The 24,297-nt window shown below is 42.8% G+C and carries 16 protein-coding genes and 1 pseudogene; 11 read left to right on the forward strand and 6 right to left on the reverse strand.

Annotated features, from left to right (window positions below):
- Nucleotides 1–76: 76 nt before the first annotated feature.
- On the forward strand, nucleotides 77–628 hold the full coding sequence (locus RMZ42_RS11165; RefSeq protein WP_322671493.1) for an FHA domain-containing protein: 552 nt from the start codon (nucleotides 77–79) through the stop codon (nucleotides 626–628).
- Nucleotides 629–792: 164 nt separating this feature from the next.
- Entirely contained in the window at nucleotides 793–2,748 is a 1,956-nt protein-coding gene (locus tag RMZ42_RS11170; RefSeq protein ID WP_322671494.1) for an FHA domain-containing protein, read from the forward strand.
- Nucleotides 2,749–3,233: 485 nt separating this feature from the next.
- Here the strand turns inward: RMZ42_RS11170 and RMZ42_RS11175 are convergent, their stop codons facing one another.
- Nucleotides 3,234–3,482 carry a hypothetical protein gene (locus RMZ42_RS11175; RefSeq protein WP_322671495.1) on the reverse strand — a complete coding sequence of 83 codons (249 nt, stop codon included), beginning with the start codon at nucleotides 3,480–3,482 and terminating at the stop codon, nucleotides 3,234–3,236.
- 134 nt (nucleotides 3,483–3,616) lie between these two features.
- Between RMZ42_RS11175 and RMZ42_RS11180 the strand changes: the two genes are divergently transcribed.
- The 5 genes and pseudogenes from RMZ42_RS11180 to RMZ42_RS11200 all read left to right on the forward strand — a co-directional run bounded on the left by RMZ42_RS11180 (nucleotide 3,617) and on the right by RMZ42_RS11200 (nucleotide 10,649).
- Nucleotides 3,617–6,133 (forward strand): tetratricopeptide repeat protein, encoded by a 2,517-nt coding sequence (locus RMZ42_RS11180; RefSeq protein ID WP_322671496.1) that lies wholly within the window; start codon nucleotides 3,617–3,619, stop codon nucleotides 6,131–6,133.
- A gap of 395 nt (nucleotides 6,134–6,528) precedes the next feature.
- The gene (locus RMZ42_RS11185) at nucleotides 6,529–7,260 is read left to right on the forward strand and encodes a class I SAM-dependent methyltransferase (protein WP_322671497.1); all 732 of its coding nucleotides are present in this window, start codon (nucleotides 6,529–6,531) and stop codon (nucleotides 7,258–7,260) included.
- Between the two features lie 278 nt (nucleotides 7,261–7,538).
- Nucleotides 7,539–8,069, forward strand: a complete 531-nt coding sequence (locus tag RMZ42_RS11190) for a hypothetical protein (RefSeq protein WP_322671498.1) — start codon at nucleotides 7,539–7,541, stop codon at nucleotides 8,067–8,069.
- 124 nt (nucleotides 8,070–8,193) lie between these two features.
- A pseudogene (locus tag RMZ42_RS11195) lies at nucleotides 8,194–8,433 on the forward strand (UPF0175 family protein); the annotation flags it as partial.
- A 446-nt stretch (nucleotides 8,434–8,879) separates the two neighbouring features.
- Nucleotides 8,880–10,649 (forward strand): tetratricopeptide repeat protein, encoded by a 1,770-nt coding sequence (locus RMZ42_RS11200; protein ID WP_322671499.1) that lies wholly within the window; start codon nucleotides 8,880–8,882, stop codon nucleotides 10,647–10,649.
- Nucleotides 10,650–10,748: 99 nt separating this feature from the next.
- Here the strand turns inward: RMZ42_RS11200 and RMZ42_RS11205 are convergent, their stop codons facing one another.
- Complete coding sequence (locus RMZ42_RS11205; RefSeq protein ID WP_322671500.1) at nucleotides 10,749–11,246, reverse strand: pentapeptide repeat-containing protein; 498 nt, start codon at nucleotides 11,244–11,246, stop codon at nucleotides 10,749–10,751.
- A gap of 219 nt (nucleotides 11,247–11,465) precedes the next feature.
- Here RMZ42_RS11205 and gcvT point away from each other — a divergent pair, with 219 nt between their 5' ends.
- The 3 genes from gcvT to gcvP all read left to right on the forward strand — a co-directional run bounded on the left by gcvT (nucleotide 11,466) and on the right by gcvP (nucleotide 16,296).
- Nucleotides 11,466–12,602 carry a glycine cleavage system aminomethyltransferase GcvT gene (gcvT, locus tag RMZ42_RS11210; protein WP_322671501.1) on the forward strand — a complete coding sequence of 379 codons (1,137 nt, stop codon included), beginning with the start codon at nucleotides 11,466–11,468 and terminating at the stop codon, nucleotides 12,600–12,602.
- A gap of 125 nt (nucleotides 12,603–12,727) precedes the next feature.
- Nucleotides 12,728–13,117: a glycine cleavage system protein GcvH gene (gene gcvH, locus RMZ42_RS11215; protein WP_289797706.1), complete on the forward strand. Its 390-nt coding sequence runs from the start codon at nucleotides 12,728–12,730 to the stop codon at nucleotides 13,115–13,117.
- A gap of 197 nt (nucleotides 13,118–13,314) precedes the next feature.
- Entirely contained in the window at nucleotides 13,315–16,296 is a 2,982-nt protein-coding gene (gcvP, locus tag RMZ42_RS11220) for an aminomethyl-transferring glycine dehydrogenase (protein ID WP_322671502.1), read from the forward strand.
- A gap of 90 nt (nucleotides 16,297–16,386) precedes the next feature.
- On the opposite strand, the gene RMZ42_RS11225 is transcribed toward gcvP, so the two are convergent.
- From RMZ42_RS11225 to RMZ42_RS11240, 4 genes are all read right to left on the reverse strand, one after another.
- Nucleotides 16,387–17,364, reverse strand: a complete 978-nt coding sequence (locus RMZ42_RS11225) for a LysR family transcriptional regulator (RefSeq protein WP_322671503.1) — start codon at nucleotides 17,362–17,364, stop codon at nucleotides 16,387–16,389.
- A 664-nt stretch (nucleotides 17,365–18,028) separates the two neighbouring features.
- Nucleotides 18,029–18,910 carry a WGxxGxxG-CTERM domain-containing protein gene (locus RMZ42_RS11230; protein ID WP_322671504.1) on the reverse strand — a complete coding sequence of 294 codons (882 nt, stop codon included), beginning with the start codon at nucleotides 18,908–18,910 and terminating at the stop codon, nucleotides 18,029–18,031.
- A gap of 982 nt (nucleotides 18,911–19,892) precedes the next feature.
- Entirely contained in the window at nucleotides 19,893–21,218 is a 1,326-nt protein-coding gene (locus RMZ42_RS11235; RefSeq protein WP_322671559.1) for a HEAT repeat domain-containing protein, read from the reverse strand.
- A 190-nt stretch (nucleotides 21,219–21,408) separates the two neighbouring features.
- Nucleotides 21,409–21,822, reverse strand: a complete 414-nt coding sequence (locus RMZ42_RS11240) for a ubiquinol-cytochrome c reductase iron-sulfur subunit (protein ID WP_322671505.1) — start codon at nucleotides 21,820–21,822, stop codon at nucleotides 21,409–21,411.
- A gap of 735 nt (nucleotides 21,823–22,557) precedes the next feature.
- Here RMZ42_RS11240 and RMZ42_RS11245 point away from each other — a divergent pair.
- Complete coding sequence (locus tag RMZ42_RS11245) at nucleotides 22,558–24,177, forward strand: ferredoxin--nitrite reductase (RefSeq protein ID WP_322671506.1); 1,620 nt, start codon at nucleotides 22,558–22,560, stop codon at nucleotides 24,175–24,177.
- The last annotated feature ends 120 nt before the right edge of the window (nucleotides 24,178–24,297 follow it).

Here is a 24,297-nt window from a genome sequence, read left to right on the forward strand (position 1 = left end):
TCCACCGACTCAATCATGTTAGGAATCGCACAGAAAGAAGTTGAAGTAGCTAAATACCACTTACGAAGTTAGAACAATGAACGCACTAACTTTACATTGGCACGATGCAGGCCAAGATAAAACTCAGAACATTTACGAACAACAGCCAAGTCATAATCCTGGTACTGTCCGCATCGGTCGCGATCCCCTCCGGTGCGATATTGTTCTGAGTCATCCTACTGTATCTGGACTCCACGTTGAAATATTTTTTCATCACCAGCAACAGCGCTTTTATATCAGGAATTTGCGATCGCAAAATCCCCCCGTTGTCGATGGACGGCAATTAGTCCAAGGTGAAATGCCATTAACTGAAGGCAGTAGTATCACTTTAGGACAAATAAAACTCAATGTTACAAGTGTTTCCACGGGTAGCATTCCAGCAACAATTTTGCTCCCACCCAATCCAGCAGTAAATCTCGGACATCACCATCACCCACAAACACCCCCCGCACCACCGCCAGGAGTTTATGGCTTAGAATGCCCCAAATGTCATAAAGTTTCCCCAGCAGAGAATCTACAAATTGGCTGTCATTGGTGTGGGACATCTTTAGCTGCGGCTGTGAGTGTGTTGGTAGCACGGGGTAGTTGAGCAGAGGAAGTTGAGCAGGGGAGCAGGGGGCAGGGGAAGAATTTCTAACTCTTGACTTAATGACCAATGACAAATGACAAATGACAAATGACAAATGACCAATGACAAATGACAAATGACAAATTACCAATGACCAATGACAAATGACCAATGACAAATGACAAATGACAAATGACCTACAAATCCAATTAAGTTGGGAAGAACCAGCGACGGGCGAACGGCGAGAACCACTGTTAAATGTACCGATCGCTTTTGGTCGAGAATTTGCTCGCTTACCTGCTGAACATAGAGGAATGCGGGTTTCTCGGATGCTGCTTAACAGTAACGAAGTTTCTCGCTACCATGCCTTAATTGACTGGGAACAAGACCATTTAGTAGTGATTGACCAAGGTAGCGTTAACGGTGTCTATGTCAACGGTCAACCACAAACGCGTAGTGTTCTAGTTAATGGCGATACGTTGCAAATTGGCCCCTATCTGATTGCAGTGACATTTGGTGCTAGCGCCTCTGCACCAGATACTAGCCCCCCTTCAACGATTCACTTCAACGCAAATACCAATCGCCCAGACCCCAGCTTACCTGTACAGCCGCTAACGCCCGTGGCAAGTAATTTCCCGCCATTGGCGTTTCAGGCACAAAAAGTCTCTGTGCAAGCACTTCATGCTACAGGATTACCAGTAGATGAATCTGATTATCTAGCGATCGGGGCGGGATTGGGTAGCTTCGTTTGGGCTGATTTGCTGCGAATTAGTGGTGTGCGTGCTGACAAAATTGTAGCTTTAGGATTAGAGGCAGAACCTTATGCCCGTTACAAACGCCTCTGTCTGAATTCGCAAATTCCTTTATATGAAAGACTGCGTTCTAATTCTGATTCTTGTCCCGATAATATTTGGGGTTGGCCTAGTTATGCCTTGCGTGAAGCTTGGGGAGACTTAGCTAAGGGAGAGATCAAGTCAGCATTCAAGTATTTATGGCAAGTGTTTGCTGAACCAACATTTGCAGAAACTTATACTCCTCGTGCGGGTAACGTCTTTGATTCCATAGATAGGGAGACGAAGCGCATAGGCTGGAATCAAATTTATCGCTATGGGCGAGTTAGGGTAATTCGCAAAACTGATGATGGCAGATATTGCGTAGCCTATTCTCGCGGCCCGGGAAATTATGCTTTTTTAGTTAGTCGTTATTTACATTTAGCTACTGGATATCCAGCAATTCAGTTTCTCCCAGATTTGCAAGCTTATAGGGAAAAATATCAAGATTTTACATCTGTCGTCAATGCTTATGAAGCTCACGATCGCGTTTATGAACAACTAGAGCAACATGGTGGTACAGTATTGATTCGGGGGCGGGGAATTGTGGCTTCGCGGATTGTGCAGCGAATTTATGAAGCCAGAAAGCGAAATCGGAATATTGCAGTTTTGCATTTAATGCGATCGCCTAAACCCCAAGGTAACAAATTTCAAAATACCCAGCGCTTAGTCAAAAATCATTACGAATTTCAACCCTTTAACTGGCCGAAAGCCTGTTGGGGCGGCGAACTCCGGGCAATGTTAGAAAAAGCCACTCCCGATGAACGCAAGCGTTTACTAGCAGACTGGGGTGGAACTACTACCGCCGACCGCCGAGATTGGCAGCAAATTACTGCTCAAGGGTTAAGCGAAGGCTGGTATCAAATTACCTTCGGTGAGGTTTTGGATGTAGAACGAGATGCCCAAAACCGGACTATTACCCGTATCCGAGAGCAAAGCTTTGGGGAAAAGAAATTGTTCGCTGATTTTATTGTTGATGCTACTGGACTGGATGCCAAAGTAGATGCCAATCCCCTCTTGGCAGATTTGGTGAAACATTATAATCTTCCAGTAAATCATCTGGGGCGATTGACTGTAGCGAACAATTTTGAATTAGTAGAAATGCGTAGCGATCGAGGTCAAATGTATGCTGCGGGAGCGATTACTTTAGGTGGCCCTTATGCCGCAGTTGATAGTTTCTTGGGCTTGCAATACGCTGCATTAGTCGCCGTTGATGGACTCGCCGCCGCTCGTGCGCCTGGAGTTCAAAGGTTGAATAGTATAAGTTCCTTTAGTCAGTGGTTGAAGTGGGTGTTAAATCAATCACCTTAGTATTAGGAGACAGGGGACAGAAGGCAGGGGGCAGAAGGCAGGAAGGATGGAGTATTTATCTGGTTGTTTTGAATAGCAAATCCCAACTTCGAGGATAAAAGGTGCAACTTCGAGGATAAAAGGTGCAACTTCGAGGATAAAAGGTGGAACTTCGAGGATAAAAGGTGCAACGTCGAGGATAAAAGGTGCAACATTGAGGATAAAAGGTGCAACGTCGAGGATAAAAGGTGCAACGTCGAGGATAAAAGGTGCAACGTCGAGGATAAAAGGCTCAACGTCGAGGATAAAAGGCTCAAAGGCTCAAATTACGGGCCATACCTTCAGCCCACCTGCGATTCAAATGGCAGGCTAACAGCATAAGTCAGTTAAAACTGACTCAAATTAACTAAAATTTAGTCCGTTTGAACGGACTTAGGCTATTAGCCTCGGAATTGATTCCGAGGCGGGATAGCAACGAAGCGAAGAATTTGGCTTTGCCAGTACCCCTACTTTGTTTTTTCGCTTGTCGGGCGTACTAAAGTTTTAACTAAACCCGTAATCGCCACAATCACAGAAGCAATTCCCCCAATCGACAATGAAGTTAAAATTGCCAGCGCCAGAATAATTTCAGTGGGACTGTATCCGTCTCGCATCCAGGTAGATGGATTCTCTACTGATGTTGGCGAGGCGGGGATTAATTGCGAAGTTTGAGTGGTTTGATTGGAGTTGACTGGAGTTGTTAAAGCAGTTTTCACGGCTGAACCTCTTCTAAATGTTTCTATGCAAATCGTATTTCCGCCAGAAGAAGAGGAGATTCCCTAGAAATTGAGACAAAGTAGAGAGAAGGTAGAAATTAAGTAGAATCGAAAAGAAATCTCACAAGCTGTCTATGGAATGGGCTGATTTTCTAGCCAATGAAGCTGCTACTAATAGCTTATCCCCAGAGCAAACGGCAGCTTTTGTAGAACGGTTGAAGACTGAAAACTCAGGTAAGAGTGAGGCGAAACTTGCCAGCGAATTAAACATTGGTGCGGCTGCGTTGAAAAAGCGGATGACCGAGGTTTATGACAAGTTTGCCCAGAGTTATCCTGAGTTAGCCAATTCTGAAAGCCGGGGTAAGCTGGAAAAGTTACGGGCTTACCTGACAAAGAAATATAATGGCGGGCAAGATGCCCACCCCACAATTAAAGAAATTCATCACAATATTCCGCCTGCTGTTCCATTTGAAAAATTTGTGGGACGTGAGACGGAACTAGAAGAACTGCACTCCTCATTACAAACATCTCGGCAAGTTGCGATTGTAGCTGTGGCGGGTATGGGTGGAGTCGGGAAAACTGAACTCGCTACCCAATATGCCAAACAGCGCTTGCAGAATTATCAAGGTGGGGTTTGCTGGTTATCTGCACAGGGAATTGATGTCGGAATTCAAATTCTCAGATTTGCTGAATTAAAATTTAAACTCATTGCACCAGATGACTGGGAATTAGCGGATAGGCTGAGATACTGCTGGCAGAATTGGGAAAAAGGTGAAGTGCTGTTGGTGTTTGATGATGTCACCGACTATAAAAAACAGGTTCAGCCTTATCTACCTCCAGAATCACCCCGGTTTAAAGCATTGCTGACAACCCGCTTAGGGTTTGATAGAACTTTGCCGCAATTACCTTTGGGTGTTCTCAAACCATTGGCGGCGATGAAATTATTAAAATCGCTGGTTGACAGAGAACGCCTTAAAAGCGAACCTTGGGTTGCGAGAAAAATTTGTAAATTCTTGGGATATTTGCCTTTGGCGTTAGAGTTAGTGGGGCGATATCTGGATATGATGCCAGATTTGTCTCTGGAAACACTGCTGAAGCGGCTAGAGAAAAAGCGACTGGAACACGAAGCAGTCGCCAAAGCTAACCCATTAATGCGTTATGAATACGGTGTCGCTGAAGCTTTTGCATTGAGTTGGGAACAGTTAGATGAGAATGGACAACGCTTAGGCTGTTGGCTGAGTTTGTATGCCTTAGCTGATATTCCTTTTTCTGTTGAGTGGATAAAAGATGACGATGAACAAGAACTTTGGGAGAAAGCTATAGCTGATTTGCGGAAACTGCATTTAATACAATGGCAGGATAAAGGAATTTATCGTCTACATCCACTGATTCGGCAATTTTTCCAGATGAAGTTGGATGAGTCAAGTGAGGCGGATAAGGTAAAAACAAACTTTACAGCGCAGATGGTAGAGGTCGCAAAGCAAATTCCTCAACAGCCTATCCGTGAAGATATTTTCAACCTCACTCCACATATCCCTCACCTTGCAGAAGTTGCAACCCACTTATCCGAATATCTCAGCGACGAGGATTTAATCAAACCGTTCACACACTTAGGCTGGTTTTATGAAGGTCAAGGACTTTATCAGCAAGCAGAACCTTGGTACAAACTATGTGTAGAGGTAACTGATAATCGTCTTGGTTTAGAACATCCCTATGTCGCCGCTAGCTTGAACAATCTCGCAGCACTCTACCAATATACAGGACGCTACAGTGAAGCCGAACCTTTGTATGAGAAAGTTTTGGCACTGACAAAACGCTTACTGGGAGACAACCATCCTACTGTCGCCGCTAGCTTGAACAATCTGGCAGCACTCTACCAATATACAGGACGCTACAGCAAAGCCGAACCTTTGTATGAGCAAGCTTTGGAACTGAGCAAATGCTTATTGGGAGACAACCATCCCAATGTTGCCACTAGCCTGAACAATCTTGCAGCACTCTACCGTTCTACAGGACGCTACAGCGTAGCTGAACCCCTGCATGTGCAAGCTTTGGAACTGAGCAAATGCTTATTGGGAGACAACCATCCTGATGTCGCCACTAGTTTGAATTATCTCGCATTACTCTACGAATCTACAGGACGCTACAGGGAAGCTAAACCCTTATTTGAGCAAGCTTTGGAACTGAGAAAACGTTTACTGGGAGACAACCATCCCGATGTCGCTACTAGCCTGAACAATCTCGCATTACTCTACGAATCTACAGGACACTACAGGGAAGCTGAACCCTTATTTGAGCAAGCTTTGGAACTGAGCAAACGCTTACTAGGAGACAACCATCCCGATGTCGCCACTAGCCTGAACAATCTCGCATTACTCTACGAATCTACAGGACGCTACAGGGAAGCTGAACCCTTATTTGAGCAAGCTTTGGAACTGAAAAAACGCTTACTAGGAGACAACCATCCCGATGTTGCAACCAGCCTGAACAATCTCGCAACACTCTACGGTTCTACAAGACGCTATAGCGAAGCCAAATCCCTCTTTAAGCAAGCTTTGGCAATTTGTGAGCAGACTTTAGGTGTAGGTCATCCCGATACAATGGCAGTTCGGGGAAATTATGCAAGATTTTTAAGAAAAGCATCTCGCTAGCGATCGCACCCTTTCACAAAATCACACCAAATTGATGTCACACAACAGTTGTAGTTCAAATTTTAGCAGCGATCGCCTTCTACACACCAAATAGTACAGTCAATAATAGTGCGTAGGTGTAGCCCGTCGTAGACATTGTATAGCCATTTTGAGTTCAAAGGTGCAACTTTGAGATTCAAAGGCTCAAGTGCGATCGCTTACGAACTGCAACACCACTTAATATTGTCATCAGAAATTTATTTTTATTTAGCTGGAGAGTTAAAAATGAACAACTGGTATTTTAATTTCTAGCATTTCACTTTTTTGTTAAGAAAGATGTGACTAATGCATAGCACCCCAGCATCAAATAGGGAGAATGAGATAATTATTCTAATTTCCTATTGGTTGAGGATCAAATGACTGAGCTATATGATACTATTGGCGGTGTTTACGAGCAGTTTAAAACTGTAGGCACATTGCCGATCGCCGAAAAATTTACACTATTTAAAATTCTTGGTAATTTTCAAGGAAAAACCATTTTAGACTTAGCCTGCGGTACTGGCTTTTATAGCAGATTGTTAAAAGAACAAGGAGCTGCAAAAGTTGTTGGTGTAGACATATCAGAGGAAATGGTAAACGTTGCACGCCAGCAAGAGATGAAAAATCCACTTGGAAATGAATATCAAGTGTTAGATATTGCCAAACTCCACAAAATTGGCAGTTTTGATTTAGTTACTGCGGTTTATCTTCTTAATTATGCAGAAAACAAAGAGTATCTACTACAGATGCTTTCTAATATTCGCAAAAATCTAGCGTCAAACGGGCGTTTTGTTGCCATGACGGTTAATCCGAATTTCTCTTGGAAGAAATCAAATTCAACAAAGTATGGACTTACGGTACTCAAACAAGAACCTTTGTCAGAAGGCTTTTATTCTGAAACTGAACTTCACACAAATCCACCATTTATGATTAAATACTTTGGGTGGAGTCAATCTATTTATGAATGGGCTGTAACAGAAGCTGGGTTTAAGAAGTTTTCATGGCATCCTATAGAAATTCCAAAGCAAGCAATAGAACAGTACACAGAAGATTACTGGCAAGATTTTTTAGACAATTGCTTAATCATCGGTCTAAGTTGTGAGAATTAACATGATTTTTCATGGTAACTTCTCATCCTAATACTTTGTCACATCAACTTTAAATAAAATTCAGATTTAGGAGTGGTCAAGTTCAATGTGTCGCTCAACGATGTGCTAGCGAGAATCGAGTCGGGTAGTACCGATGGTGTAAGCCTATAGTTTAGCTACCTTGCTAACTGAATAATCTAGAATCATATTAGCGCTGTCGCGCTCTATATCGGATAGCGCAATCTTAATCTCTTTCTAGAAAGAGAAATATTTCTTTATCAATGGTTTAAATTACGATTATGAACCTTAAAGACATATCCTCAAAATTTCCCCGTCGTCAAGTTCTTAAAACTGCTCTCACTTTTGTGACTGGCTTAACCACGACATCACTATTATCTTTTGCGATCGCCAAATCCACCAAGCCAGCACAAGCAATTGTTGTGCAACGACCAAATGAATTTGAACTTGAAGGTAAAGATACTAACATCAAGTATTCAATTATCAATGGAGTTCCACAGCTTGATTACAAAACTCAAAAAATTTCTGAGCATTTTAGTGGCGATCAAATTCAGACATTAGCTACTGATATCGGTACGCTACTGACGATAATTATTAGCAAACCACTAAACCCTGATTTAGGAGGAAATATAGTTAAACTGAGCTTACTCTTACCAATTATCAACCTAGCGATCGGAACACGAGAAACTCCTGTCCAAACTGAAGCCATTTTAACGACTCAAAGAACATCAGGATTTATTCGTACTCCCCTATTTGGACAATTACAGTCATATCAAACTCTAGTACTCACTGGAACTGCTATATACCGCTAGATACGGTCTAACTTCTGAAATTAATTCTTTTGGAAAACCAATTACCAATTATCCCTTAATTTGCAATCCGATTCAGTTAAAAATATTTGTAGGTTGAGTTAAATGTTCGCATCGCTTCGAGTAGAAAACAGTATTTTCAGCATTTTGTAAAAATCCAAAAGAATTTATCCAAGAAATACGAATTGCCGCAGCAGTTAAATGGTATGAATTAGGTGACATTTCACAAGTTAGCCCAGCAGAAATTGCTGGGTTAACTCGTCGTGCTGAATTTATTAATACCTTATTGCGCTACCAAGTAGATTTTAATGCTATTGCGCCTGTTGTAGCAGCTTGGATTTGGGAAAGGGAGAATCACAAGTATTGAGTTTGGCACTAAAAAATTCCGACTGTGCCGCTATTGTTGACGATAGAGCAACATGGCGTTGTGGTCAAGCTTTAGGTATTAATACTATCGGAACCGGAGGCTTGCTGATATTAGCGAAAAGACGTGGACTAATCCCAAGCAATATCTCCTGGAATTCAAGCTTGGTGTGACGCTGGTTTGAGGTTATCCGATACTTTGGTCAATTTACTCAAGCAACAAACAGGAGAATAGCGATCGCTATCAATTGTAACTTCAAATAGCTTTTGCTTCCTTTTCTCTCTTCCTTCTTGCCCTCTGCGACTCTGCGATTTGATTCTCATATTAAATAACAAAATACGTAGCCACTAAATTTAAATATTTTTATACAAATGGTACTTTTATCCCAAAGATAGAAGATTTCCTAATGGAGACAAAGCTACAATAAAAATAAATTTTACAAGCTGTTTATGCAATGGGCTAATTTTATAGCAAAAGAAGCTGCTACGAATGGCTTATCTCTGGAGCAAATGGCAGCTTTTACAAAATATTTTCAGACAGAAAATTTAGGTAAAACTAAAGCTAAACTTGCCAGCGAATTAAACGTTGATATTGCCGCTTTCACAAAGTGGGTGGGTGAGGTATATAACAAGTTTGCTCAGAATAATCCTGAGTTAGCGACTTTCAACAATCAAGACAAACTAGAAAAGTTACAATCTTACCTGAGCGCAAAATATAATAATAGCGAATTGGCTGTCCTCAAACCATTGGCGGCGATGAAATTATTCAAATCGCTAGTGGTTCCGGAACGACTGCAACAAGAAGCTTGGGTTGCGAGAAGAATTTGTAAATTTTTGGGATATTTACCTTTAGCGTTAGAGTTAGTGGGACGATATTTGGATAAAATGCCAGATTTGTCTCTGGAAACACTGCTAAAGCGGCTAGAGAAGAAACGAGTGGAACACAAAGCAATAGCTAACGCTAACTCATTAATGCCTGATGAATACGGTATAGTTGAAGCTTTTGAATTGAGTTGGGAACAGTTGGATGAAAATGCCCAAAGCTTCGGCTGTTTGCTGAGTTTGTGTGCTTTAGCTGACATTCCTCTATCTGTTGAGACAATAGAAAATGACAAAAAACAACAACTCAACGAGAAAGCCATAGCCGATTTACTAGAATTACATTTATTACAACAAAAAAATAAAGGAATTTATCTTCTAAATCCACAGATTCGACAACTTTTCCGAATGAAGTTGGATAAGTCAAGTGAGGCGGATGAAGCAAAAACTAAATTTGCAACCATGATGTTAGAGGTAGCAAAGCTAATTCCGCAACAGCTCAACCCTGAAGATATTCTCAACTTCACTCCACATATCCTGCATATTAAAGAAGTTGCAACTCACCTATCCGAATATCTGGGTGATAAAAATCTAATCACTCTGTTTAGCAAATTAGCCTGGTTTTATCAAAGTCAAGCACTCTATCAGCAAGCAGAACTTTGGTTGCAACGGTGTGTAGAACTAACTCAAAATCGTCTTGGTTTAGAACATATCGATGTCGCCACTAGTCTGAACAATTTAGCAGTACTTTACGAAACTACAGGACGCTACAGAGAAGCCGAACCCTTGCTTGAGCAAGCTTTAGCACTGAGAAAACGTCTGTTAGGAGAAGAACATACCGATGTCGCCACAAGCCTGAGCTATTTGGCATTAATCTACGAATATACAGGACGCTATAGCGAAGCCGAACCTTTGTATCAGCAAGCTTTAGAACTGTGGAAACGCCTAGTGGGAGAAGAACATCCCCATGTTGCCACGAGTCTGAACAATTTAGGAGCATTGTACTGCTATACAAGACGCTACAGTGAAGCCGAACCCTTGTTCAAGCAAGCATTAAAACTGAGAAAACGCCTGCTGGGAGAAGCACATCCCGATGTTGCCACCAGCCTGAACAATTTAGCACAACTTTACGAATCTACAGGAAGTTACAAACAAGCCGAACCTTTGTATGAGCAAGCTTTAGAACTGAGTAAACGCTTGTTGGGAAATAACCATCCCGATGTCGCCATTAGCCTGAACAATCTAGCAGCGCTCTACCGTCATACAAGACGCTACAGGAAAGCCAAACCCTTATTTGAGAAAGCTTTGAAAATTTGCGAACGGACTTTAGGTATAAGTCATCCGACAACTATGACGGTTCGGGCAAATTATGCCAGCTTTTTAAGAGAAGCATATCATTAGCGATCGCTGTGCATAATTCGTAATTCGTAATTCGTAATTCGTAATTTGTAATTCGTTAAAAAAATATATCCCTCTCCATTAGCGAAGAGGGGTTAGGATTTACTTACATCCTAAAGACTTGCGAGTTTCCACACCAGTTTTAGAATTCACACCACTTGCGTTAACACAAAGCTTTTTCACTTGTATTCCATCTAAAATTGCATTCGTAAAATCAGTACCTGTGATATCCACGCCATCAAAAGTAGAACGCAGCATCATTGCATCGGTCAACAGTGCATCACTTAAATCAGCATCCTTAAACCTTGTTAGATAGGCTATGCCTTCACTAAAATCAGCACCATGCAGATTTACTCCCTCTAATACGCTACCGTTAAATACGCCACCACGTAAGTCAGCATTGCTAAAGTTAGCATTCTCTAATTTGAGATTGGTAAACTCAGTACCAATCAAACTTTGGCCAGAGTAATCCTTGGCCTTGAGTTCATCATTCCCCACAGAACGGGTAATACTGGAAGAACTTGCAGCTTGCGCCGATAGGGGAAACAAAAAAAGAACCATAGCTAAGACAAAGCTAGCTAGCAGTTGCCAATATTTCATAATCTCTTCTTAATAAATCTCAACATTTCCACCATTAACTATTAAACCTTACAGAAGGGGACAAGGGAATGAAGAAGGGAATAGGTTACAGGGTAGAGATTATTCCCTATCACCTGTCCCCTGTCCCCTGTCACCTCTTCCCTAATCTCTCGTAGGATGATAGATGTTGAGGTGCGATGCCTAACGGCAAGTTGCTCCGCATCTACGCAATAATTAACTGTGGCTAATCAAGAAGACAACGCCCAATTTCTGGCGCGAACTCCTTTATATCAATTGGGTGTAGAACTCAAAGCACGCCTTACCAGCTTTGGCGGCTGGGAAATGCCTGTGCAATTTAGTGGAATTAGCCGCGAACACGAGGCTGTAAGAAATACAGCCGGAATGTTCGATATTTCCCACATGGGCAAATTTACCCTCCAAGGTAAAAACCTGATTTCCCAACTCCAGCCACTAGTACCTTCCGACTTGAGTCGTTTGCAAGCTGGTCAAGCACAATACACCGTATTGTTAAATCCCCAAGCGGGAATTATTGACGACATCATTGTTTATTATCAAGGTGAAGACACCAGTGGTACACAAAAGGCATTCATCATAGTCAATGCGGCAACTTCTGCTAAAGATAAAGCATGGCTATTCCAACACCTTGACCTGGATAAATTACAATTCCAAGACCTTTCACCAGATAAAGTGTTAATTGCCGTCCAAGGGCCAAAAGCGATTAAATATCTTCAGCCATTAGTTCAAGAAGACTTACAACCAATCAAAGCCTTTGGACATTTAGAAGCAACCCTACTAGGTAAACCTGCCTTCCTAGCCCGCACGGGTTATACCGGAGAAGATGGCTTTGAGGTGATGTTAGACCCGGATGTGGGAGTAGAATTGTGGCAAACTCTCCATAAAAGTGGTGTTATCCCCTGTGGACTCGGTGCGAGAGACACTCTGCGCCTAGAAGCAGCGATGGCACTTTACGGACAAGATATCGATGACATCACCACACCCTTAGAAGCAGGTTTGGGGTGGCTAGTTCATTTAGATACCAAAGGCGATTTTATTGGTCGGGAAGTTTTAGCAGAGCAAAAAGCCAAGGGAGTGCATCGCCGATTGGTAGGTTTGCAAACCCAAGGACGCAACATTGCCCGTCATGGCTATCAAGTGTTATCCACAGGTAAAGTTGTGGGAGAAGTTACTAGTGGCACCCTGTCACCTACACTTGGTTATCCTGTTGCATTAGGCTACGTTCCCACCCAGCTAGCAACTGTTGGTCAGCAGCTAGAAATCGAAATTCGCGGCAAAGTTTATCCAGCAGTTGTAGTTAAACGTCCCTTTTATCGGTCAAAAAATCGTGTTGCCAACTGATAAGCGCTGAGGTTTTTGAGGAATAATGTGTTGTGAGTTATTCAATCTACAGTCAGGTTCATTACCAAATATGGCTTGGATAACTATTGGGGCAATAATTTTTTTAATAAGGGAGAGGAAGTGATATGTCTTTTGAATATCCTCAAGATTTCAGATACCTGGATTCTCATGAATACGTGCGAATAGATGGTGAAATTGCCACCATTGGCATTACTGAGTTTGCCGTACATGAATTGGGTGATATCGTCTTTTTGGAACTACCAGAAATTGGCGATGCTCTTACTAGGGGAGAAAACTTTGGCACAATTGAATCAGTGAAAGCCGTTGAGGAACTTAATTCACCAGTAACAGGCACAGTTATAGAACGCAATGAAGCCTTAATTAGTTCTCCCGAAGAAGTGTCAGAAGACCCCTACGGGGAAGGGTGGTTTTTGAAAGTGCGCGTCAATGACCCTGGCGAAGTTGAAGATGCCTTGACAGCAGATGAGTATCGCGCCCAAGTAGAAGGGGAGTAAAAGTGCTGTTAGCGGATAGCTAGGGTTTAGCCCGTGCTGATTGCTGAATGGAAGAGTAAGGGAGTAGGTGAGTGGAGAAGCTAATTAATAATTACTCTTATTCACCTATCCAATATCTTCCGAATTCCCAGTCCCCAGCCCCCAGTTTAAGAGTATTTATTGCAAAATATGAAATAGTACCATCTGGAGAGTAATTTGTGGTATTGAACGCCCCTATTCTCAAGTCTCATGAGCAGCAAGTGCTGGACGAAAAAAGTCAAAATTTCAGTAGTTTTGTGCCAAGACACATTGGCCCTAACTCCGATGATATTCAGCAAATGCTTAAGGTTTTGGGGTTTCCCAGCCTGGATGCCCTAATCGACCAAACAGTTCCACAGGGAATTCGGCTGAAGCAACCGCTAAAGTTACCAGCAGCAGAAAGCGAGTATGCAGCACTGGCATCGTTAAAAAAAGTTGCTGCCAAAAATCAGGTTTTCCGTTCATACATTGGTATGGGCTATTACGACAGTATTACCCCACCTGTGATTGGGCGTAATATCCTAGAAAACCCTGGTTGGTATACTGCCTACACTCCTTATCAGCCAGAAATTGCTCAAGGGCGACTAGAAGCGCTGCTGAATTTTCAAACCCTGATTATTGACCTCACAGGTTTGGAAATTGCCAATGCTTCGTTACTCGATGAAGCCACAGCCGCAGCTGAAGCAATGAGCCTAAGCTATGGTGTCTCTAAAAATCAGGCAGATGCCTATTTTGTCTCTCGTGATTGCCATCCCCAAACTATCGACGTGTTGCAAACACGTGCTAAACCATTGGGGATTAAGATTATTGTTGGCGATCATCAAGCATTTGATTTCGATCGACCAATTTTTGGGGCTGTTCTGCAATACCCTGCAAGTGATGGCACTATTTACGACTACCGCGCTTTTATCGAAAAAGCCCATGCTAAGGGTGCATTGGTGACGGTAGCAGCAGATCCTTTAAGTTTAACTTTACTTACCCCTCCTGGGGAGTTTGGCGCTGATATTGCTGTCGGAAGCACTCAGAGATTCGGTATTCCTTTGGGGTTTGGGGGGCCTCATGCGGCATATTTTGCTACGAAGGAAGAGTATAAGCGGCTAGTTCCAGGGCGAATTGTGGGAGTCTCAAAAGATGCCCAAGGTAAGCCTGCATTACGTCTCGCTTTGCAAACCCGCGAACAGCACATCCGCCGCGAAAAAGCTACTAGTAATATCTGTACTGCACAGGTGCTACTGGCGGTAATGGCAAGTATGTACGCGGTCTATCATGGCCCTACTGGACTGAAGCAAATTGCTGAGAATATCCATCAGCTAACTTTAATGTTGGCAGCAGGACTAAAGCATCTAGGTTACAAAATTAGTTCTGAAAATTTCTTTGATACATTGCGCGTGGAGTTGGGAACACGCAGTCTGGAAGTAATTCTTGAAGCTTGTCAAGCACGGAATATTAACTTGCGGATTTTTGATGACACTGCTGTTGGTATTTCTCTAGATGAAACAACTACAGTAGATGATTTGGTAGAGATTTTGGAGATTTTTGCAGCGCCTGATAGTCTATTTCTCGGTTTTAAAGAAATTGGAGACTTAATTGCAGCACAGCGCAAATCACCTCTACAAAACTCAAGGCTTGCCCGTACCAGCACCTATCTCACCCACCCAGTTTTTAACCGTTATCACTCAGAAACGGAGTTGTTGCGTTATCTGCACAAATTAGAAAGCAAGGACTTATCGCTAACGACATCGATGATTCCCTTGGGTTCTTGCACAATGAAGTTGAATGCAACTGCTGAGATGATTCCGGTAAGTTGGGAGGAATTTGGCAAGATTCATCCATTTGCCCCAGCGTCGCAAACGCAAGGTTATCAAATCCTATTCCAGCAACTTGAGGCATGGTTAGCTGAAATTACCGGGTTTGCGGGAATTTCTTTACAACCAAATGCTGGTTCTCAGGGCGAATATGCTGGACTTTTAGTAATTCGTCAATATCATGAAAATCGGGGCGAAGCACATCGCAATGTTTGTTTAATTCCCACTTCTGCACATGGGACAAATCCAGCGAGTGCGGTGATGTGCGGGATGAAGGTAGTGGCGGTTGCCTGTGACTCCCAAGGTAATATTGATGTTGCTGACTTGAAGGCGAAAGCAGAAAAACACAGCAATGAATTAGCCGCCTTAATGGTGACATATCCCTCAACTCACGGTGTCTTTGAGGAGCCAATTCAGGAAATCTGCGCTGTTGTCCATAGTTATGGTGGACAGGTTTATATGGATGGGGCAAATATGAACGCCCAGGTGGGAATTTGCCGTCCTGGAGATATTGGCGCGGATGTCTGTCACTTGAATCTGCACAAAACCTTCTGTATTCCTCATGGTGGCGGTGGCCCTGGTATGGGGCCCATTGGTGTTGCATCTCATCTTGTGCCTTTTCTACCCGGACATCCTGTAGTCGGGACTGGGGACTGGGGACTGGGAACTAGGAAGGAAGAAATTCCCAATCCCCAATCCCCAATCCCCAGTACCCAGCATATTGGTGCTGTGGCGGCTGCGCCTTGGGGTAGTGCGAGTATCTTGGTGATTTCTTGGATGTACATCGCCATGATGGGTACAGATGGTTTAACCCAAGCAACTAAAGTAGCGATTCTCAACGCTAACTACATTGCCAAGAAACTAGAGTCATACTATCCGGTTTTGTATCAGGGGAAAAATGGTCTAGTTGCCCATGAATGTATTTTAGATTTACGATCGCTCAAAAAATCGGCTGCGATCGAAATCGATGATGTTGCCAAGCGTCTGATCGATTACGGTTTCCATGCGCCGACTGTCTCCTGGCCTGTAGGGGGTACAATCATGGTGGAACCTACAGAAAGTGAATCTAAGCAAGAGTTGGATCGTTTCTGTGATGCCTTGATTTCTATTCGCCAAGAAATTGCTGAAATAGAAGTTGGCAAGGTGGATATCCAAGATAATCTTTTGAAGAACGCACCCCACACTGCCGAAAGTCTCATCACCGGAGAATGGCATCATCCTTATTCCCGCGAACAAGCTGCTTACCCTGCGCCTTGGACACGCGAATATAAATTCTGGCCAGCTGTCGGTCGCATTGATGCAGCCTTTGGCGATCGCAATTTTGTTTGTTCTTGTCTGCCAATGGATGCTTATTAAACTGAATTAGGGGCGCACAGCTAGCTGTGCGCCCTACGATAGATTATTTTTTTCGCTGGAATTTTTAAAATTGCGATCGCGTTGCTTTAATTAACTTACGTTGTCCAATAAAATCGCAGTTGACGAAGGCGATCGCTGCTGGTTAATTTGCAGTGGGATATTTTCTTGCACGAGTTGCCAAAAATGTTTAATGGGAGGAATTTGCAGACGATCTTGAGTTGTCACCATAACTACCCGTCGAGTCAAACTGGAACCATCTGCTAAACCATTAGTATTATTACTGGCTAAAGAACGAATCGCCAGGGTAGGGTCAAGATGTGCTTCCAGTAATGCTGATTGAGGTAGCAAAGCTATCAATTTCCCTTGGCGCACAATTCCCCGGAAGGCATCTAGGGTATTTACCTCTAAAGCCGATTGGAGTGTGGCTTCCATCCGCTCAAATTTATCTTGTATTAAGCGTTGCATCCCATAACCATCTTTAAAAACCACTTGGGGATAACGAATTAGCTCCGACCAAGGGACGCATTCATATTGTGCCAGGGGATGATTGGCTGCGGTTAAAAGTTCTATAGGTTCATCATAAAGTACTTCTACCACCATTTCTCTACTGGTGGTTAAAAAACGATTATTCATCACAATTGCTAAATCTACCAATCCATCTTTGAGAACTTTCAGGGCGCGATCGCTTCCCAATGAAGTCACCCGCAATTGCACATCTGGATAATCATGACAAAATTTTTGCAACACTGGTGGTAAGTAAGATCCACAGAGAGAGTGAATCACGGCAATGCAAAGCTCTGGTTGCTTTCCAGCGATTAAATCGGCTAATTCTTCTGTAGCAGTCTGCCACTCTTGACAAATTTTACGAACGCGGGGTAACAAACGTTCGCCTCCTAGTGTCAGTTTGGCATGAGTGCTTCTGTGAAACAGTTCTATCCCCAAATCTGCTTCTAATGCTTGGATTTGGCGACTAATCGTCGATTGGGTAACACCAGATGTTCGCGCTGCTTGTTGAAAGCTGCCGGTTTGGGCGATCGCTAGAAAGGCTTGCAACTGCTCTAGGCGCATTTTTATGTAGCCTGAATTACATTGATCAGTTTTATAAAGTTAACGGATTTTTATCCACAATTTAGTAGAGTTTGTTACAGCTTTTTTTCTCTGATTGACATTTAAGTAAATCAGGTTTGACTGCCTTTGTCGTCAATGATGCGCTTTGCATCGATTTTTTCGGTAAATTTCGCCCAAAAAATAATTGACTATTTTGTACTGAAATAATATGAATTTTTAGATAATATTTTTAACGGTATCGTTCTGAGCCATTCTCTTGTGATTACAGAAGCTGATAGTTGAACTGTAGCCAACTATCAGTATTTCACTTCATCATTATGCGACAGGTTATATAGCGGTTTTTAATTGACATAAAGTAATCATTCCAACTTCGCATCTCAATTACCTGAATGTTACTGTTGGTCAAATTGGTTTTGTACAACTTACGGATACAGCTGCGATCGCGTCATATTTCCAAAAGATGTAGAGGGCACAACCTATGGCTGTGCCCTCCTAAAGGCTACGGTGTATACACAAATCTGAAATAGCTGAAAAACCCAAGGTTTTACCCCACCCTAACCCTCCCCGTATGTATTGGGGAGGGAACTAGATTTTCCTGTTTCCCCCCTTTACAAGGGGGGATTAAGGGGGGTAATTGACACTTTAACCTAGAGTGTGGTGAATACTATCTAGAACGAGAACCTGTTACTTCATCGGGATCTCTATAAGCCCGGACTTTTTCGCGATTACGCAGTCCAGCTAAACCAGCTAGACCAAGTAAACCTAGCCAACCAAAATTGAAACCGCGATCGCTAGTTCTTTCGGAAGCTGCGACACCTGTATTTCTGTTAGTACCTGTGGCATCAGTGCCAGTGCCTGTTGTTCCACTACCTGTGGTATCAGTACCCGTTGTTCCACTGCCTGTTGTTCCACTACCTGTAGCATCAGTGCCTGTTGTTCCACTACCTGTGGCATCAGTGCCTGTTGTTCCACTACCTGTTGTTCCACCACCCGTTGTTCCACTACCTGTGGCATCAGTGCCTGTTGTTCCACTGCCTGTTGTCCCGGTTCCACTGCCCGTTGTCCCAGTTCCAGTGCCTGTTGTCCCAGTACCTGTAGTTCCAGTACCTAAACCAGTGCCTGTTGTCCCAGTTCCAGTGCCTGTTGTCCCGGTTCCACTGCCCGTTGTCCCAGTTCCAGTCCCTGTTGTGCCAGTACCTGTAGTTCCAGTTCCAGTACCTAAACCAGTGCCTGTTGTCCCAGTTCCACTGCCTGTTGTCCCAGTTCCACTGCCCGTTGTCCCAGTTCCAGTACCTAAGCCACTGCCTGATGTCCCAGTTCCAGTGCCTGTTGTTCCAGTGCCTGTAGCTCCAGTTCCAGTACCTGAGCCAGTGCTACCACTGGAGCTTCCGCTACCGGAGCTTCCACTGCCGGCACTTCCGCCACCAGAGCCTCCACTGCCGGAACCTCCACTTTGGGCAGAAACTAAAGTAGGTAAGGATACAGAAGCGAAACTGATGGCAAATAGAGTAGCTAAAACAGCTTTAGATAAATTGAAAGGCTTCATGCTTATGGTTCCTTTTATGTTCTAGATTTGTATCGTTCGATTGATTTACAAAAGCAATGTTGTCTCTTCAATCCACTGCTAAATTAAGTAAATTATGGCGAGGCAGATTGCAGAGTATTTTACTTAACTTCTTCTGGAAAAGTTGAAAGGATTTGAAAATACCACCAACAACTTATTCTTTGTCACATTAAGCAAAATAACTCATAATCAGTAATTACTACTTTAGGATTAAGAATTCACGAACAAAATCGCTTATTCAAATCTAGAAAATAAATATTATTACACTTACTTTCTATCTATCCTATTTTTACTAATTACTTATTGTGAATCATTTTGTTACTGTTAAATAGCATAAGTGTTAGTTTTTCGCTGGACTTCTACCATAAGAGTAAAATCACTTATATCCCAGGAATTAATTTGGCATTCAAGTTAGGTTAGTTTATATAGGACTCCGATTTTATTTCTGAAAACATACTGAGACTGAAAAGCCTGTTATATCGGGGTTTTATCTGAAATCTTGTTCAAAAATCAGATATGAGTTCTATAAGTGTGAGAAAACTCCACATTATAGAATAGAGTTTGTAATTAGATAAACAGACTCACCTAAGAAGTACAAGCGATCGCTAAGTTAAACAGGATTTTCACCTGAATAAATATAATTACTTTTTTTACATTAGCTTTTAGTTATTTTGATATAAATGAACTAAAAACTCTATACAGCCAGATGCTGCTTGCAGTTGAGACTCTATTAAGAATACTTCACAATCTTATTTCACCTGAAAAATTATAACTTCATACTCCAGATGTGTCTTACTTTAGACTTAAGGAATACTTTTATTATCAGTTCAGTAGGATGGCATAAATAATTAAAGGTTTGTAATAAGGATTTTAATCTTCTCTTATCTAAAAGAGGCAGCGCCCTAAGCGTAGCTATGCCGCAGACTTTATGAGACGCTACGCGATTAAAAGTTGACACTGAAATTTACCATTCGGCTAAAGCGATCGCTATTCCTTGTTTTAAATCTGGTGTAATTGCATCATTATTCGCTAACTGCTGCAATTGTTGATGTGTGGCTTCCTCATTCAGATTTTTCAGTGCTGCGATCGCATGTAGTCTCACCGATGCATTAGGATCGGCTAACAGGGAAATCAATGGTTCAATTGCCTGCATTTCGCCTAACTGTCCTAAAGATAAAGCGATCGCACTTTTGATGCTAGCAACCTCTGTGGCCGGATGTGGCGATCGCAGTATTTGCAGTAAGATTTCCGCAGATGGTGTAGTTAACTGTGGTTTTTGGACTCGTCCCAAAACTGTGACAATTTCTTGCCACACTGTCTCGGATGTACTTTGATTCAGTACTGTTTGCAAATATTCCAAACTCAATAATGTTCCCACCCAACTTAAAGCGCGGATGGTTTCTAATTGCAGCGTTATCGGTGTCTGAGGTGAAATCAGCAAATCAAATAAGTGTTTAGCAGCGTCATCACTACCAATCCGAGAAAGGGTAACTGCGGCTGCACAACAAACATCAAGGTTAAAGTCGTAAAGTTTGGGTTGCAGTCTCGTTATTAAATCTAATGCTTGATGTAAATCGGGGCGAAAACCTAAACCAAGTACTGCTGCACGCCTCACTGTGGCTGCGGGATCGTCCAAAGCTTTTAACAATACTGGCGGTACGCGTTCGTCATGAAAACTGCTGAGGGCTTCAATTGCGGCGGCGCGGATTGCTGCTTGTGGATCTTGCACTACACTCAACAGCGGCGTGATGGTTTCTGGTTGCCGAATACAACAAAGCGATCGCACTGCTAAGAATCGTGTATTTTCATCTAATAGAAGTTCAGTTAGTGAAGCAATCGCAACAGTACCCATTTGTCCCAGTGCTGTAGATGCGATCGCTTTGAGTTCTTCATCCTCATCATTTTTCAACAATTCAACTATTGACGCGATGACTTCGCCAACGCTTTCAGCGTACGCTTCAGGATGTTTAAATTCGCCCAAAGTTCTTGCTGCATACCAGCGCAATTCGTCTTCTGCGTCTTCATCTTCTAATATCTCAATCAGAGGTGGGATAGCAATATTTCCCAGGCGAGTCAACACTTTGGTAATTTCCCATCGCTGCTGAAAATCTCCCATCTCTAACATTGAGAGTGTTAATTTTAGGAGATATTCTCGATTTTTAACTATTTCTGGATCTTCCGAGTCTGCCCCTAAAACTAATTGTTGCAAATATTGAATTAGTGATGACCAATCAGCGGCATTATGTGCTGCCTCGGCTTGTACCAAAAGCTGTTTGATATTACTCACAATATCTTGCGTAAAAGGGATTGGGGACTGGGGATTGGGGACTGGGGATTAGGGACTGGGGATTAGGGACTGGGGATTAGGGACTGGGGATTAAGGACTGGGGATTAGGGACTGGGAATTAGGGATTGGTTATTCTCCTAGTACCCAGTCCCCAGTACCCAGTCCCCAGTCCCCATGCGCTATCCTGCCTCCACTAGCTTGGCTTAACTACAACCGAATTGCCCTCAATCTTAGCGGCGTAAGTTTTTAGAGGGTCGGTTGCTGGGCCTTTTTGCACTTTACCATCGGCTCCATATTCCGAACCATGACAGGGACAAGTGAATTTTTTGGCATCTGCTTTCCATGCTACAGTGCAACCTGCATGAGTACAAGTAGGGTCAACAGCAGTTAGATTTCCGGCTTTAGATGTGCCGACTACCAGCACAGGCCCAGCAGGTGAGTTTTTTGCCAGCAATTGACCTGTTTTATCTAAATCTGCTGATGTACCTACTGTTTGCCAATCTTTAGATGCTGGAGTTGTTTGAGAAGAACAAGCTGCGATCGCTACAGGTAGAGAACTCGCAATCCAGCCCAAACCTACCCAATTAATAAAGTCACGACGTTTCATAACTGCTGAAATAATATCTAAGTTTTAGCTAACATCTGTAATTCAACTGGTCGCGGAGATAGCGTAGCGTTAGCGAACGTCGGAGTCCCCCACCATACATAAAAGTTGGTGGGGAAGGAACGCCGCTTTGGTACTGGGTACTGGGCCCGTAGTCAAAAGTTTTTTAAAATTTGCTAGTGGGTAATGAGCAACCACCATAATTTTAAGGGTTTGACACCCAATCCCTAATCCCCAGTCCCCAGTCCCCAGTCCCTTTTACTTTTGGATTTTAGATTTGAGATTAGTCTATGGCGATCCAAAATTACTTCAGTCTTCTCAAATACCGTTGATTAAGGGCGCTAGATCGCTTATGGGTGACTTTAATGCAAGTAATGCATACTATTCATGCATTTTTTGAAAAACTTTTCGGAAATTCGTAACAATTTATACGATTTTAACACAAAAGTCACATTAAGTTATGAGTATCGAAATTGTTACATGAACATTATCTAAACCTGCTTGACAAATTCCCAAGATGTAAATGGTCACAAATTTTCCTTAACTAACCACGGATTTGAAGTTTCGCGTTGGAATGTTCTTGAGTAAAAATAATCAGCCGTAGTTAAATATTAAGTTTTTATTCCCTAACCTTCGTAGATACAGCCAGCACCTGATGTAACTACGGATTGATTGGAATTGGGAAATTATGACCACAGTTACCGATCGTATCAGTAATTTGCAACGAGATTCAAACTCATGACAGATACAGCAACTACCACTAGCCTTAATAAGTTCGAGAAATTAAAAGCAGAAAAAGATGGACTCGCCATCAAAAGTGAGATAGAGAAATTTGCCGCCTTGGGTTGGGAGGCGATGAACGAAACAGATCGCGATCATCGACTCAAATGGGTAGGGGTGTTTTTTCGCCCAGTTACCCCAGGAAAGTTTATGATGCGGTTGCGGATGCCTAACGGTATTCTTACCAGCAGCCAGATGCGTGTTTTAGCTCAAGTGGTGCAACGTTACGGTGATGATGGTTGCGCTGATATTACTACCAGACAGAATATTCAATTACGGGGGATCAGAATTGAAGATTTACCAGATATCTTTAATAGATTTCACGCAGTTGGTTTAACCAGCGTTCAGTCAGGGATGGATAACGTTCGCAATATCACAGGCGATCCCGTGGCGGGGTTAGATGCAGATGAATTGTACGACACGCGAGAGTTGGTACAGCAAATTCAAGATATGCTCACCAATAAAGGCGAAGGAAACCCAGAATTTAGCAACTTACCACGCAAGTTTAATATTGCGATCGCAGGTGGAAGAGACAATTCCGTTCACGCTGAAATTAACGATTTAGCTTTTGTTCCAGCATTTAAAGAAGCAGGGGAGCAGGGGAGCAGGGGAGCAGAGGAGCAAAATTTCCCTTCTGCTGATTCTCAGCACAAAATTTTTGGGTTTAACGTTTTAGTCGGTGGCTTTTTCTCAGCTAAACGTTGTGAGGCGGCGATTCCTCTGAATGCTTGGGTGGCTCCCGAAGATGTAGTAGCTTTATGTAGAGCGGTTTTGGAAGTATTTCGCGATTGTGGGCCGCGTGCTAATCGCCAAAAATCGCGCTTGATGTGGCTAATCGATGAATGGGGTTTAGATAAGTTTCGAGCAGAAGTAGAAAACCGTTTGGGTAAATCATTAATATCCGCAGCACCTAAAGACGAGATTGACTGGGAAAAACGCGACCACATCGGGGTATATAAACAAAAACAATCAGGATTAAATTACGCAGGCTTGAACATTCCTGTCGGTCGGTTGTATGCCGAAGATATGTTTGAAATTGCCCGTCTAGCAGAAGTTTACGGCAGTGGCGAAATCCGTTTCACAGTTGAGCAAAACATTGTGATCCCCAATATTGCTGACTCGCGTTTAGCAACATTTTTAACTGAGCCTTTGCTGGAAAGATTTTCTATCGATCCAGGTTTGCTGACGCGATCGCTAGTATCTTGCACAGGCGCACAATTTTGCAACTTTGCCCTCATTGAAACCAAAAACCGCGCCCTGGCAATGATTAAAACCTTAGAAGAAGAGTTAACCTTCACCAAACCAGTGCGAATTCATTGGACAGGTTGTCCCAACTCCTGCGGACAGCCCCAAGTTGCAGACATCGGCTTGATGGGAACTAAAACTCGCAAAAATGGCAAAACTTTAGAAGGTGTTGACATATATATGGGCGGCAAAGTTGGCAAAGATGCCCATTTGGGAACTTGCATCATCAAAGGCGTACCCTGCGAAGACTTGCAGCCATTATTGCAAGATTTATTGATTAAAAACTTTGGGGCAAAACTCAAGCAAGAAGCCTTACTAGTTGGTAACTGCTAGTTGGGCATTGGGCATTGGGCATTGGGCATTGGGCATTGGGCATTGGGCAAGACTCATACTTCAAACTTTAAGGCTTAATGTTCAAACTTTAAGGCTTAATGTTCGACCTTTAAGGCTTAA

The sequence above is a fragment of the Nostoc sp. DedQUE05 genome (genome assembly GCF_034530955.1).
In the GTDB taxonomy this organism is placed as follows: Bacteria; Cyanobacteriota; Cyanobacteriia; order Cyanobacteriales; family Nostocaceae; genus Nostoc.